This is a genomic window from Microbacterium sp. NPDC089698, assembly GCF_044749045.1.
In the GTDB taxonomy this organism is placed as follows: Bacteria; Actinomycetota; Actinomycetes; order Actinomycetales; family Microbacteriaceae; genus Microbacterium.
In genome coordinates this window covers 258525-272318 of the sequence record NZ_JBIVHE010000002.1, presented here as the reverse complement: position 1 = coordinate 272318, position 13794 = coordinate 258525, and the positions used below count along the sequence as shown (strand labels likewise).

Sequence of the window (13794 nt, the reverse complement as noted above, 5' to 3'; positions counted from 1 at the left end):
TTCTTTTATTACTCAATGGTGAGGGAGCAGGGATGCAGGAGCGGGTGCCGACGATCGCGGTGATCGGGGCGGGGCTGCGCAGCTCGGTCTATGCGTCCGAGGCTACCGGCACGTCGATGGCGCGGATAGTCGCCGTGGCCGAGCCGGATCCGGCCCGGCGCGAGGCGTTCCGAGTGCGGCACGGGATCCCCGAGGAGGGCCTCTTCGAGGACTGGCGGGATCTGCTCGCGCAGGAGCGCCTCGCCGACGCGGTGATCATCGGCACCCAGGACCACCTGCATCTCGACCCCGCCGTCGCCGCCGCCGAGCGCGGCTACCACATCCTTCTCGAGAAGCCGATCGCGCCCACCGAGGAGGCGGCGACGCGGATCGTCGAGGCCGCGGAGCGCAACGAGGTGATCCTCGCGGTCTGCCACGTGATGAGGTATTCGCCCTACACGCAGCACCTGCTGCGCCTGATCCGCGAGGGCGCGATCGGGCGGGTGGTCGACATCCAGCACCTCGAGCAGGTCGGCTGGTGGCATTTCGCCCACTCCTTCGTCCGCGGCAACTGGCGTCGCGAGGACGAGTCCACCACGATGCTCCTGGCCAAGGCCTGTCACGACATCGACTGGGTGTCGTACATGATGGGGCGGATCCCCACCCGGGTGTCGTCGTTCGGCTCGCTCAACCACTTCCGGGCCGAGGAGCGCCCCGAGGGCGCCGCCGATCGCTGCTGGGAGTGCCCGGTGCGGGCTTCCTGCCCGTATTCGGCCCGCCGCATCTACCTCGACTGCCTGGGGGACCCTGAGAAGGAGTTCTGGCCTCTGTCCGCCGTCACCACCGACGCGACGGAGGCGGGCGTGGAGAAGGCGCTGCGCGAAGGCCCCTACGGCCGCTGCGTGTACGCCTCCGACAACGACGTCGTCGACACCCAGGTCGTCTCCATGGAGTTCGACGACGGTGCGACCGCCACCGTCACCGTGACCGCGTTCGCCGCGCTCGAGCACCGCAAGACGCGCCTGTTCGGCACCCGCGGATCGATCGAGGGCGACGGGCGCATGCTGCGGATCCACGACTTCACGACCGACACGATCACCGAGGTCGACACCGGGCTGGGCGATGACGCATCCATGGCCGGCGGCCATGGCGGCGCCGACGGAGAGCTCGCCCGTGCATTCTTCGCCGCGATCCGGGACGGGGACCCCACGAAGGTCCTCACCAGCGGCCACGACAGCCTCGACACGCACCGTGTGGTGTGGGCAGCCGAGGACTCCCGTCGCGACGGCGTCGTCGTGACCATCCCCTGAGAGGAACACAGCAATGAAGCGCACGACCATCCGTGTCGTCACCGTCGGACTCGCCGCAGGACTCATCGCCGCCGGGCTCGCCGGCTGCGGGCAGAAGAACGGCGGCGGATCCGCGTCGACCGGGGACACCCTGGTCTACCGGTCCATCTGGAGCGCCGAGGAGCCGCAGGCGAAGATCCTGCAGGCCGCCCTCGACGACTTCGCGAAGGAGAACAGCGTCAAGGTCGACGTGAAGTTCCTGGGCCGCTCCGGCGGCGACGCGCTGACCACCGAGATGGCCGCAGGCCAGGGGCCCGACCTGTTCGACGCCGGTTCGGACAACCTTCCGGCCTGGCGCGCGCAGAACCTCGCCGCCCCCATCGACGACGTCCTGAAGATGGAGGTGCCGGGAGAGAAGGGCACGACCGTCGGCGATGTCATCCCGAAGGCGGTGATCACCGCGGCGTCCGACGACAAGGGCCTCGGGTTCCTGCCGCACACCGCGATCTCCACCGCCGTCTGGTTCGACGCCAAGGCGCACCCGGAGCTGCAGGCGAACCCGCCGAAGACCTGGGACGAGTTCATCGCCTACCTCGACTCCGCCAAGTCGGCTGGCCGGGTGCCGATCTGCCAGGACGGCACGATCCCCTTCTACAACGTGTACTGGCTCTCCTCGGCGATCGTGAACGCGAACGGCGCCGGGTCGCTGCTCGCCCTGCAGAAGGACGCGAAGGCGTGGGACGGCGCGGACATCCGCACGGCGGCCGAGCAGGTGGCGCAGCTCGCCAAGGGCGGCTACTTCGAGTCGAACTTCATGGCCACGAAGTACCCGGCCGCGCAGAACGACTGGATCGCCGGGAAGTGCGACCTGAACATCAACGGCACCTGGCTCGCGAGCGAGGTCGCGCCCGCGACGCCGGCGGGGGCTGAGATCCGTTCGTTCCAATTGCCGGTCGGCGGTGAGCAGTCGATCGAGGCCGGGGCCCTCGGGCTGGGCGTGAACGCGAAGGGCAAGCACATCGAGCTGGCCAAGAAGTTCCTCGCGTTCTTCGAGCAGAAGAAGTACCAGGAACTGATCGGCTCCGAGGCGAAGAACATCCCCGCCCGCAGCGACGTGCCCGCCCCGGACGCGCTCGCGGGCCTGCAGAAGAGCCTTGCCGGCGCGAAGAGCGTGCATCTCACGTACGACGCGGCAGCGGGTGTGAAGGCCTGGTGGAACGACCTGTTCCTGCCGCTGGACGACCAGCTGCTGAGCGGGCAGATCTCCGCCGACGAGTTCCTCAGCCAGGGCAAGGACAAGACGGCGCAATACCTGGCGAGCCAGAAGTGACCCTCACGGCTCCCGCGGAAGGGGCGACCCGGACCACCCGGGTCGCCCCGACCGACCCCGCGACGGGCCGGCCCCGCACGGGGCTGCGCCCGTCCCGGGAGCGCGTGTTCTGGGCGTTCCTCACGCCGGCTCTCGCGCTGTACGCGCTGCTGTTCGTACTGCCTTCGCTGTTCGGTCTGTGGGTGAGCTTCACCCGCTGGGCGGGTCCCGGGTCGGACATGTCCTGGCGAGGCGTCGCCAACTACGTCTCGCTGTTCCACAACGAGGCGTTCCTGCGCTCGTTCGGCAACACCTTCGTGCTCGCCTCCGTGAGCGGCCTGCTCGTGTTCGGCGTCACGTTCCTCAGCATGATGGCGCTGCGCGGTCTGAAGGGGCGCGCGTTCATCCAGTCCGTCGTGTTCCTCCCCGTCATCGTCTCGCCGATCGCGGTCGGGGCGGCGGTCGGGTTCCTGCTCAACCCGGACGGCGTCGTCAACAAGATCCTCGGTGTCTTCGGCATCGCGCCGATCGGATTCCTCGGGCCCGATCTGGTGTTCGGCTGCATCATCGGCGGAGTCGTGTGGTCGTCCACCGGGCTCTACATCGCCCTCATGCTCTCCGCCATGGACGCGATCCCGGACACGCTGTACGAGGCCGCCGACCTCGCCGGCGCGAACCGGTGGCAGAAGTTCCGGCACATCACCCTGCCGCTGTCGTGGGACGTGTTCGCGGTCGCCGCCGTGCTCTGGGTCGTGAACAGCCTCAAGGTGTTCGAGATCGTGATCGCGTTCACCACGGGAGGAGCCGCCGGCGTCCCGCCCATCCAAGCCAGGACGGTCGCGGTGCAGCAGTACAACGCCGTCGTCACCGGCGGCGTCCCGGACCTCGGCTCGGGTGCCGCCATGGGCATCATCGTCACGGTGCTCACCGTGATCCTCATCGTCCTCGTGCGCCGGATCACCCGGCGCGACCGAGTGGAGCTGTCATGAAACGCGTCCGCGACGTCCTCGGGAGCGTCTTCCTCCCCTCGGTCACAGTCGCCCTGCTCTGGATCTGGGTGATCTTCAACCTGGCGTTCGTGGCGTGGATCGGCCTCCAGTCGCTGAAGACGTCGAAGGACATCGTTCAGAACCCGTTCGGCCTGCCCTCCTCGCCGCAGTGGCAGAACTACGACACCGTGTGGCGGGTCGGCCAGTTCGCCCAGGCCGCCCTGAACAGCGTCGTCATCACCGTGCTCGGCGCCGTCCTCATCGTCGCCCTCGCCGCGCCCGCCGCCTATGCGCTCGCCCGCTCCACCCGGCGGATCGCGAGCCCGCTGATCGGCTTCTTCGCCATGGGCCTGTCGATCCCGCTGCAGACGCTCGCCGTGCCGATCGTCGTGGCCAAGCTCGGCGTCAGCAGCTTCATGGTCGACTGGGTCACCGGCTGGTGGGACGACCGGATCACGCTGCTCGTCGCCGAGGTCGTGCTCTCCCTGCCGTTCGCGGTGTTCGTGCTCACCGGGTTCTTCCGCTCACTGCCGACCGAGGTCGAGGAGGCGGCCGAGATCGACGGAGCCCGTCCGGTGCGGCTGTTCCGCTCCGTCGTGCTCCCGCTCGCGCGGCCCGGGATCATGACCGTGTTCGTGCTGAACGTCATCGGCCTGTGGAACTCCGCGCTGCTGGTCATGCTGATCATCTCGGATCCGTCCCAGCGCACCCTGCCGGTCGCGCTGCTGAATCTGCAGTCGGCGATGCGGTACAGCGCGGACTGGGGCGGGCTGTTCGCGGGGATCGTGATCCTCGTGTACCCGATGATCGTGCTCTACCTGTGGGTGGGCCGGAGGATCGTGGACGGCATGACCGCGGGGATCGGAAAATGACGCCCGCCCCGCGCGGCCGCTGGATCGACGAGGGCCAGGTGTTCGCCGGCGCGATGCACTACTTCCGCGTGCACCCGGAGCACTGGGCGGACCGGCTGGCGCGGCTCGCCGCGATGGGCCTCACCGCGGTCGAGACGTACGTGCCGTGGAACTTCCACGAGTACCGACGCGGAGAGCACCGGTTCGACGGGTGGCGCGACCTGCCGCGGTTCCTGGAGCTCGCCGCCGAGGCGGGGCTGGACGCGATCGTCCGTCCAGGGCCGTACATCTGCGCGGAGTGGGACGCCGGAGGTCTTCCCGCCTGGCTCCAGTTCGACGGGCCGATCGGCCTGCGCACCTCGGATCCCGCCTTCCTCGCCCCGGTCGACGAGTGGTTCGCCGCGCTGCTGCCGCGCCTGGCGCCTCTGCAGGCGGACCGCGGCGGACCCGTCATCGCCGTGCAGGTCGAGAACGAGTACGGCTCCTTCGGCGACGACGCGGAGTATCTCGCCTGGCTCGAGCGGCGACTGCGGGCCGGGGGCATCACCGTGCCGCTCTTCACCTCGGATGGAGCGACCGACCTCATGGTCGACGCCGGGACGCTGCCGGGCGTCACGCCGACGATGAACTTCGGGAGCCGCGCCGCTGCCACGCGCGCGTTCCTGGAGCAGCGCTTCCCCGCCACGCCCTTCTTCGGCGGGGAGTTCTGGGCCGGCTGGTTCGATCACTGGGGCGAGCAGCATCATCGCCGCTCCGGGGCGAGCGCGGCGGATCCGCTTCGCGAGATCGTCGAGGCCGGGGGCTCGATCAACATCTACATGGCGCACGGCGGGACGAACTTCGGGCTCTGGGCCGGCGCGAACCACTACGAGGAGCGCCTGCACCCGACGGTGACCTCCTACGACTCCGATGCCGCGATCGCGGAGGACGGAACGCTGACGGAGAAGTTCGCCGCGTTCCGCACGGTGTTCGCCGCGGCCGGCGCCGAGCCGCGACCGGAGCCCGCGCCGCCGCGGCGGCAGACGCCGCGCGACCTTGCCGTCGAACACGGTGCGGGGCTCCTGAAGACTCTCGAGGGACTCGCGGGAGCACCGGTGACCGCGCCGCGACCGCTCAGCTTCGAGGAGCTGGGGCAGAGCTCCGGCATCGTCCTCTACGAGACGTCCGTGCGCATCCCGCAGGGCGGAGCCGCGCTGCGGGTCCGCGGCCTCGCGGACCGGGCCGAGGTCTTCGTCGACGGGGAGCACCGCGGCGTGCTGCACCGCAACGACCCCGACGCGACCATCGCCCTGGACGGCGACGGCTCCTCGCGCCGCCTCGTGCTCGCCGTGGAGAGCCTCGGCCGGATCAACTACGGTCCGCTGCTCGGGGAGGGGAAGGGCATCCTCGGCGGCGTCGGCATCGAGGCGCACGGCGTCATCCGGTCGGTCTTCGGATGGGAGCATCGAGGGCTCGACCCGAATGCCGAGGCGGCGCCGTCGTTCACGCCGTTCGGCGATCCGGGTCCGACCGGCCTCTCCCGCGCGGTGGCCGTGATCGGCGAACCGCTCGACGCGCACCTGGAGCTGCCCGGCTGGGGAAGGGGCCTGCTGTGGCTGAACGGCTTCCTGCTCGGCCGCTACGACGAGGCCGGGCCCCAGCGCACCTACTACGCACCGGCCGGGCTGTGGCGTCAGGGGGAGAACGAGATCCTGCTGCTCGAGGCCGCGCACCGCGGCGATGCCGTCGGGATCCGCGATCGTGCCGATCTCGGACCGGTCACGGACTACGTCGAGTGGCAGGCGTGACCCTCCGCGAACAGTCGGCGGCGTCCGTGCGGGTCGCGACCTTCAACACGCACCACGGCACCGCTCCCGATGGGCGCCCGGCTCTGGACGCGTGCCTCCGGCTGCTCGACGACCTCGCCCCGGATGTGATCGCGCTCCAGGAGGTGGATCGGGGGTGGCGGCGCAGCGGCTTCGCCGATCAACCCGCCCGCTACGCCGAAGGACTCGGCGGCACGGCGCTGTTCGCCGCGAACCTGCGCCTCCCCGCGGAGGACGATCCGGCTCGGGGCGGCGCGGTGCGGGGTTCTCGCGGCGCGGTGCGGGAGTACGGCACCGTCCTGCTCACGCGGCATCCGATCCTCCGAGCGGCGCACCATCCCCTGCCGGTCCCTCTCGGCGCGGAGCCCCGGGGCGTGCAGGTGGCGCTGATCGATGTACGAGGGGTCCCGATCCGGGTCGCCGGCGTGCATCTCCACGACGGCGACGACGCCGTCTCCGTCCGACAGGCCGAGGAGGTGCTTCGACGGCTGGCGGCCGACGAGGCCGCGCCCGAGGCGCCCGAGGTCGTGCTCGGCGATCTGAACGCCGAGCCCGGGCGCGGCGGTCATCGGGTGCTCCTGGATGCCGGCTTCGCGGACGCCTGGGTGATCGCCGGCACCGGGCCAGGGCGCACCTTCCTGGATCCGGAATCGGGGAGCGGCGCGCGCATCGACCACGTGCTCGTCCGCGGTGCGGCGATCGCGAGCGCGCGCGTCGGCTCGCTCGTGCCCACCCCGTCCGATCATGAGCCGCTCATCGTCGAGATCTCGCCGCGGGGCTGACCGCGACGAGGAGACTCCGGAACCCTGCCGGGGCGGCCCTCACACCGCCCCGGCAGAGTGGTCATCGGGTGGAGATCTCGCTCACCGCGATGTTGCCCCAGGTGAGGTTCGCCGACTTCACCACGATCCGCAGCTTCGCCGTCGTCACGGCGGCGGGCAGGCTCAGTGCGCGGCGCTCGACCGTCGCGCTGCTGCCCGTCCAGGTGAGCGAGCCGCCGGTCAGGACGGTCGCCCAGGCCCCGTTCTGCCAGGCCTGCACGTCGAGGGTCTTGATCCCCTGACCGGTGCCGAACGTGGTCGCGAACTCGATACCCGACACCACGCGGTCGCTGGGGAACTCGAGCGTGATCGTCTGCGGGAACGTGACACCGCTGGACGGGCTCGCCCACGGGGTGCTGTCCCGCCCGTCCGCGATGCTCGCCGGGACCGTCGACTGGCCGTTGCCGAGCGAGGCCGTGACGACGGGTGCCGCCTCGTTACGCCCCTGACCCGCGGTGCGCTGCAGGGCGCCGAGGTCGGGCATCCCCGACGGCAGCGGCGTGCCGACCGCGTCCTTGCCGCCGTTGAGCGGGATGGTGAGTCCCGCGGCGATCGCGGGCGACGCGGCGGTCGGCAGGTACCCGCCGAGGTCGCCGATGCCCGCCGCCGCCCCCGGGGCGGTGAGCTGCGGATCCGTGACGATCGCCGCCGCGTCCTTGCTCGGCACGGGGCCGGAGAAGTACAGGTTCCGGTCGTAGCTCACGGCGGCGCTGTCGCGGTAGGCGAGGCCGGCGCCGTTGTAGATGATGTTGTTGCGGAACGACACGTTCGACACCGAGGTGTTCCACACCTTGACCAGGCTGAAGCTGGCCCGATCGGGGTTGTTGGCGATGAACGGGGTGAGCGGCGTCCAGATCGTGTTGTTGTACACGTCGATGTTCTTCGCGTTCGTGGATAGCGCGAAGATCTGGTTCCCGTCGCCCTGGCTCACGTTGTACCGGATCGTGGCCTCCGCGGGCCCGGTGCCTGTGGAGACGGCGATGAAGAAGCCGCCCTCGTTGTCGTGGCTGTAGTTGTACTGGATGAGGCTGCGGTGCACCGAGGCGTCCGCGTCGAAGCCGTTGCCGTCGCTGGAGAGCCCCCAGTACTTCGTGCCGGACACCTCGTTGTACTCGACGACGGTGTCGTCGGCGCCGGCCCACCAGATGCCGACGTTGCCGTGGTTCTGCGCGGTCTTGTCGACGCGGTTGTGGTCGATGCGGGCGCCCTGCGCCTGCATGACCGTGATCCCGCCCGCCGAGATGTCGTGCACGTTGTTGCCGCTGACGACGACGCCGGTGCTCGGCGTCCAGGCGCGGTAGCCGCCGGCCGGGACGGGCATGAAGTCCCAGAGGCTGGTCCAGCCCTCGCGCTGCATCCACGACGACCACGTCACGATGCCGTACGAGCGGGAGTTCGCGACCTCGTTGTCCGTGATCGACAGATCCCGGTAGTAGGTCGGGGTGGTGCCGCCCAGGGCCGAGACGACGATCCCGCCGACCGAGGGGTTCGAGCTGTCGTTGCCGCTCGTCGCACCCTGGATGTCGTGCACATACGTGCCCGTGACCGAGATCCGGTCCACCGGGCCGTAGTCGCTCGCCGTGACCTGGATGCCGATCCGCGGGGTCGCGCCGGATCCGGTGTTGGTCACCTCCAGACCCGACACCGTGACGTCGTGCTGGTTCGCGATCTTCACCGCCGCGTCGACCGTGCCGCCGCCGTCGATGCGCGGCTTCGCGCCGGATCCGTAGGCGCCGATCGTGATCGGGGAGCCGGTGGCGCCCGAGCCGTGCGGGGCGAGCTGGCCGGACCACTGCCCGCCCGCCTCGAACAGCACGGCGTCGCCGGGGGAGAGCGTCTGCGCGTTCACCTTCGCGAGGCTCTTCCACGCGGTGGACGGCGACAGGCCGTCCGCGGAGTCGCTGCCGCCCGGATCGACGTAGTACGTCGTGCCGGTGACGGCGAACGCCGCAGCCGGTGCCCAGAGCAAGGCGCCGGCGACGACGGCTCCCGCGCTCGCCGCGGTCAGGGTTCTCAAGGCCTTCATGTCACTCCTCGTCGAGTTAATAATGAATAGTAATTTAATTACTAGAGCGTTTCCACGCTGTCAACTCATCGATCGAGCGGAGAACGGGCGCCCGATGAGGAAATGTTCTGGCGCATCGATTGCGGACCTGGTATTACTTGACTCCCCCCGATCCTGAAAGAACGCTGATGTTCCCGAAGGAGTGAATCGTGGCACCCAAGATCCAGCCGCTCGCGCAAGGCGGCGGCACGCTGAAGCGCAACTTGGGACTGTGGGCGATCGTCGGCCTCGGCCTCGGGTACATGACCCCGACCATCGTGTTCGACACCTTCGGCATCGTGTCGCATCAGACGAACAACGTCGTGCCGCTCGCCTATGTGCTCGCCCTCGTCGTGATGATGTTCACGGCGATCAGCTACGGCAAGATCGCCGGCGCCATCCCGAGCGCGGGATCCGCGTACACGTACGTGCGGGAGTCGATCCACCCCAACCTCGGCTTCATGGTCGGCTGGACCTCGCTGATCGACTACATCCTGCTGCCGATGGTGAACTGCCTCATCATCCGCAACTACCTCGAGCAGCTGATCCCCGGCATCTGGCCCGGGGTCTGGGTGATCCTCTACTGCGTGATCGTGACCTCGATCATCTACCTGACGATGCGGGGCACGTCGAATCTCAACATGGTGCTGATCGTGTTCGCCGGGATCGTCATCCTCGTGTTCGTGGTGCTGGTCTGGGTGCAGCTGGTCCGCGGCGAGGGCGCGGGCACCGTGGTCTCGGTCACCCCGTTCTTCCACGACGGCGTCGCCTTCGGCGCCGTCCTGGCCGGCGCCACCGTGGTGTGCTTCTCCTTCATCGGCTTCGACGCCGTGACGATGTATGCGGAGGAGGCCAAGCACCCGAGCATCATGCCGAAGGCCATCCTCTACACCGTGATCCTCGGCGGGGCGATCTTCCTCGTCTCCAGCTACTTCACCCAGCTGCGGTTCCCCGACTGGCATCAGTTCAACGACGCGTCGCTCACGGACAGTTCGCTCACTCAGATCGGCGACGTGGTCGGCGGGCGCACCTTCCAGATCATCCTGACCTCCGCCGGCTTCGCCGCGACCCTCGCCTCAGGCCTCGCCTCGCACGCGTCCGTGTCCCGGATGCTGCTCGTGATGGGGCGCAACGATGTGCTGCCGAAGCGCATGTTCGGCTACATCAACCCGCGCACGCACACCCCGACGTTCAACGTCGTCCTCGTCGGCGCGATCTGCCTGCTCGCGATGTCGTTCAGCCTGGATCTCATCGCCTCGTTCATCAACTTCGGCGCGCTGATCGCGTTCACCTTCGTGAACATCTCCGTCATCGCCTGGTTCGCGTGGCGCAAGGGTCTCCGGCACACCCCGCGCGATGTGTTCCGCTACATCGTGATGCCGCTCATCGGCATGGCTCTCACCGGGCTGCTCTGGGTGAACCTGAGCGCGGACGCTCTCATCGGCGGATCCGTGTGGACCCTTCTCGGCATCGTCTATCTGCTCGTGCTGACCAGGGGGTTCCGCCGCAAGGTCGCCTCGTTCGACGAGAACGACGCCGTCACCGGCTACAACAAGGTGCCCACGGACGCCGTCGACGTCCTCGAGGACGGGGAGTACGACGACGAGGTGACGCGGTGACCGCCGCGCACCGACGAGAGAACGAACCACTGCGCAACTGAGATCGCACGGCGAAGGCGCCGCACGACCGTGAATGGAGAGGACCATCGTGGCACGCACTCAGAAGGACAAGGGATCCGCGCAGGATCCGGACCGCGACACCACCGCGACCGCGAAGCCGTCGTCCCGGCGCCGATCAGCGAATCCGCCTGCCGTGAACGGCGACCCGGTGAAGCCCGCGGTCAAGGCCGCGAGCACGGCCCGATCCCGTGCGCGCAAGCCCGTGCCGAGACCCGCCACGACCGCGAACACCGGACCGCTCCCCGTGGCCGCACCGACCCTGGACCCCGAGATCGCGTCCGGCGAGCGCCCTGCCCGCCGGCACGGTCTGCGGAACATGTCGGAGATCCGGCACTACTTCCGCACCAACCGCACCCCGATCTTCTTCGTCGGCGCCTCCGCCTTCAACCTGCTGGGTCTTGACCGCTGGGTGCGCGGATTCTCCTACATCACGTACTACGACAGCTGGCAGGGCGCGCATCCGCGCGTGTTCAGCCCGATCCACAAGCCCTACATCGAGTGGCAGAGCGGCGAGGAGATCAACAACTGGCTGCTGCGCCACCACGAGGTGCGCGCGCACATCGCCCGTCTCACTCCGGCCGGCGAGCGCCCGAAGATCGCGATGGTGTTCTTCGACGAGGAGACGGAGGCGATCTGCGAGGAGCTCGGCTACGAGCTGATCCTCCCCGCCGCGGCACTCCGCGAACACCTGGACTCCAAGATGGTCACCACCCGGATCGCCGAGTCGGTCGGCGTCCCGAGCGTCCCCAACGTGATCACGACCGTGGACTCCTACGAGGATCTTCAGGAACAGGCGGAGAAGGCGGGGCTCGGATCCGACCTGGTCGTGCAGACCGCATACGGCGACTCCGGCAAGACCACCTACTTCGTCGCCGACGCCTCCTCGTTCGCGAAGAACAGGGACGACATCGTCGGGCACGAGCTCAAGGTCATGAAGCGGATCAACAACCGTCCGATCGCCGTCGAGGCCGTGCTCACGCGCCACGGCACCATCGTCGGCCCGTTCATGACCGAGATCACCGGGCACAAGGAGCTCACGCCGTACCGCGGCGGCTGGGCCGGCAACGAGATGTTCCCCGACGTGCTCGACGACGTCACCCGCCGCACCGCGACGCGGCTCGTGCGCACCCTCGGCGACCGGCTCGGGGCGGAGGGGTACCGCGGGTTCTTCGAGGTGGACGTGCTGCTGGACACGGACACCGGCGACGTCTACCTGGGCGAGCTGAACCCGCGCATCTCGGGTGCGTCGGCCATCACGAACGTGACCGCCGGAGCCTACGCCGACGTGCCGCTGTTCGTGTTCCACCTGCTCGAATACGCGGGAGTCGACTTCGAACTCGACGTCGACGAGATCAACGACCGCTGGGAGGAGCTGGCCGCCGCCGACCAGTGGAGCCACATGATCATCAAGCACACGGATGCGGTCGTGGAGCACATCGACGTCGCCCCTCCCACGGGACGGTACGTGCTCGACGCCTACGGACGCCTCGCGTTCTCGCAGGGCGACCTGGACTGGCACCTGCTCGGCAGCGAGTCGGAATCGTTCTTCCTGCGGATCTACGGCCCGGGCGACTACCGTTGGAAGGGCGCGGATCTGGGGATCCTGGTCACCAAGGGCCGGCTGCAGACGCCCACGGGGCGACTGTCCATCCGCGCGAAGCATCTCATCGAGTCCATCCGGGCGATGTACGCGGCCACGCCGCTGCCGCCCGCGGCGGAGATCGATCAGTACGAGCAGATCGGAACCGAACCGGCACCATGAGCGGTGATGTGACACCTCCGTCGACCAGCACCTGGAACAGCACCGGCCCGGCGACGGGCGGTGCGCCCGAGGGCCCGCGGCGACTCGACGGCTTCGTCCCTCCGCTCGAAGCCTGGCAGCAGGAGCCCAACCTGCGCTGGTCGATGCAGCACATGGCGGACTTCCTGCCCGTGCACCAGATCTCCTCCCTGGGACGCACGCTCGCGCTGCCCTCGGTGCCCGCCGACCTCGGCCACATCGACGTCCCCCATCCGTGGGAGCCGCGCTCGGCGCCGTTCGAGGATGTCATGGCCTCGACCTACACCGACGGCTGGATCGTCGCGCGCGACGGAGCGGTGATGGGCGAGCAGTACCTCGGCACGATGTCGCCCGGTGTGCTGCACCTGCTGATGTCGGTGAGCAAGTCCCTGACGACGGCGGTCGCCGGAACGCTCATGGGCGCCGGCGCGCTCGACGCCGGGGCGCAGGTCACCGCCTACGTCCCTGCCCTGATCGGATCCGGCTACGACGGCGCGCGCGTCCGCGACCTGCTCGACATGCGCACCGGCGTGCGCTTCTCGGAGGCGTATCTCGATGAGAACGCCGAGGTGCGCCTGCTCGAGGAGGCCATCGGCTGGGCGCCGCGCCGGCACCCTGATACCCCCGGCACCCTTCGCGACTTCCTCGCGACCCTCGGCGCGAACGGCCCGCACGGCGGCCGGTTCGACTACAAGTCCTGCGAGACGGACGCGCTCGCGTTCGTGATCGAGGGCGCGACAGGGGTCCACGCAGCCGATCTCATGTCCGAGCGGCTGTGGGCGCCGATGGGCGCCGAGTTCAGCGCCAACGTCGGCGTGGACGCGGTCGGCGCGGGCATGTTCGACGGTGGCGTCTCGGCGTCGCTGCGCGATCTGCTGCGCTTCGGCACCCTGTTCCTGCGCGACGGTGCGGCGATGGACGGGCGTCAGGTGCTGCCTCCGGCCTGGATCGCGGAGACCGTCGCAGGCGGTCCGGACTCCCGCGCGGCGTTCGCGAACGCCGCGGAGCCCACGCTCATGCCGGGCGGGATGTACCGCAACGGCTTCTGGTTCCCGTACCCCGGCTCCGACGTCTTCCTCGCCCTCGGCATCCACGGCCAGATGGTCTACGTGAACCGGGCGGCGGGCGTCGTCGCCGCCAAGCTCTCGAGCTGGCCGACGCCGCAGGATGCGGAGCGCCTGCTGTGGACCGTCAAGGCGTTCGACGCCGTGGCCCGCACGATCGCCTGACCGGATCGAACGCGGGTCG

Annotated in this window: 10 protein-coding genes; 9 read left to right on the top strand and 1 reads right to left on the bottom strand. The window is 69.4% G+C overall.

Annotated features, from left to right (window positions below):
• Positions 1–32 precede the first annotated feature (32 nt).
• Genes ACIPY5_RS08345 through ACIPY5_RS08320 form a run of 6 tightly spaced genes read left to right on the top strand, consistent with a single transcriptional unit; the run spans position 33 to position 7004 of the window.
• Positions 33–1289 carry a Gfo/Idh/MocA family protein gene (locus ACIPY5_RS08345; RefSeq protein ID WP_400969119.1) on the top strand — a complete coding sequence of 419 codons (1257 nt, stop codon included), beginning with the start codon at positions 33–35 and terminating at the stop codon, positions 1287–1289.
• A gap of 13 nt (positions 1290–1302) precedes the next feature.
• The gene (locus tag ACIPY5_RS08340) at positions 1303–2598 is read left to right on the top strand and encodes an extracellular solute-binding protein (protein ID WP_309341306.1); all 1296 of its coding nucleotides are present in this window, start codon (positions 1303–1305) and stop codon (positions 2596–2598) included.
• The gene (locus ACIPY5_RS08335) at positions 2595–3566 is read left to right on the top strand and encodes a sugar ABC transporter permease (protein WP_309341308.1); all 972 of its coding nucleotides are present in this window, start codon (positions 2595–2597) and stop codon (positions 3564–3566) included. The genes ACIPY5_RS08340 and ACIPY5_RS08335 overlap by 4 nt, the downstream gene beginning before the upstream one ends.
• On the top strand, positions 3563–4438 hold the full coding sequence (locus ACIPY5_RS08330) for a carbohydrate ABC transporter permease (protein ID WP_309341310.1): 876 nt from the start codon (positions 3563–3565) through the stop codon (positions 4436–4438). The genes ACIPY5_RS08335 and ACIPY5_RS08330 overlap by 4 nt, the downstream gene beginning before the upstream one ends.
• Positions 4435–6204: a beta-galactosidase family protein gene (locus ACIPY5_RS08325; protein WP_400969113.1), complete on the top strand. Its 1770-nt coding sequence runs from the start codon at positions 4435–4437 to the stop codon at positions 6202–6204. The genes ACIPY5_RS08330 and ACIPY5_RS08325 overlap by 4 nt, the downstream gene beginning before the upstream one ends.
• Positions 6201–7004, top strand: a complete 804-nt coding sequence (locus tag ACIPY5_RS08320; RefSeq protein WP_400969110.1) for an endonuclease/exonuclease/phosphatase family protein — start codon at positions 6201–6203, stop codon at positions 7002–7004. Before ACIPY5_RS08325 ends, ACIPY5_RS08320 begins: the two co-directional genes overlap by 4 nt.
• Positions 7005–7065: 61 nt before the next feature.
• On the opposite strand, the gene ACIPY5_RS08315 is transcribed toward ACIPY5_RS08320, so the two are convergent.
• Positions 7066–9069, bottom strand: coding sequence for a right-handed parallel beta-helix repeat-containing protein (locus ACIPY5_RS08315; RefSeq protein ID WP_400969107.1), 2004 nt, complete (start codon positions 9067–9069; stop codon positions 7066–7068).
• 248 nt (positions 9070–9317) lie between these two features.
• Here ACIPY5_RS08315 and ACIPY5_RS08310 point away from each other — a divergent pair, with 248 nt between their 5' ends.
• The 3 genes from ACIPY5_RS08310 to ACIPY5_RS08300 all read left to right on the top strand — a co-directional run bounded on the left by ACIPY5_RS08310 (position 9318) and on the right by ACIPY5_RS08300 (position 13775).
• Positions 9318–10706, top strand: coding sequence for an APC family permease (locus ACIPY5_RS08310; protein WP_400969878.1), 1389 nt, complete (start codon positions 9318–9320; stop codon positions 10704–10706).
• Positions 10707–10794: 88 nt separating this feature from the next.
• Positions 10795–12528, top strand: coding sequence for a biotin carboxylase (locus ACIPY5_RS08305; RefSeq protein WP_400969104.1), 1734 nt, complete (start codon positions 10795–10797; stop codon positions 12526–12528).
• The gene (locus ACIPY5_RS08300; protein WP_400969102.1) at positions 12525–13775 is read left to right on the top strand and encodes a serine hydrolase domain-containing protein; all 1251 of its coding nucleotides are present in this window, start codon (positions 12525–12527) and stop codon (positions 13773–13775) included. Before ACIPY5_RS08305 ends, ACIPY5_RS08300 begins: the two co-directional genes overlap by 4 nt.
• Positions 13776–13794: the final 19 nt, after the last annotated feature.

Excerpts from the sequence above, each read along its gene's own strand:
- ACIPY5_RS08330 (WP_309341310.1), top strand. The coding sequence starts at position 3,563 with ATGAAACGCGTCCGCGACGTCCTCGGGAGCGTCTTCCTCCCCTCGGTC.
- ACIPY5_RS08340 (WP_309341306.1), top strand. The coding sequence starts at position 1,303 with ATGAAGCGCACGACCATCCGTGTCGTCACCGTCGGACTCGCCGCAGGA.
- ACIPY5_RS08345 (WP_400969119.1), top strand. The coding sequence starts at position 33 with ATGCAGGAGCGGGTGCCGACGATCGCGGTGATCGGGGCGGGGCTGCGC.
- ACIPY5_RS08325 (WP_400969113.1), top strand. The coding sequence starts at position 4,435 with ATGACGCCCGCCCCGCGCGGCCGCTGGATCGACGAGGGCCAGGTGTTC.
- ACIPY5_RS08315 (WP_400969107.1), bottom strand. The coding sequence starts at position 9,069 with ATGAAGGCCTTGAGAACCCTGACCGCGGCGAGCGCGGGAGCCGTCGTC.
- ACIPY5_RS08300 (WP_400969102.1), top strand. The coding sequence starts at position 12,525 with ATGAGCGGTGATGTGACACCTCCGTCGACCAGCACCTGGAACAGCACC.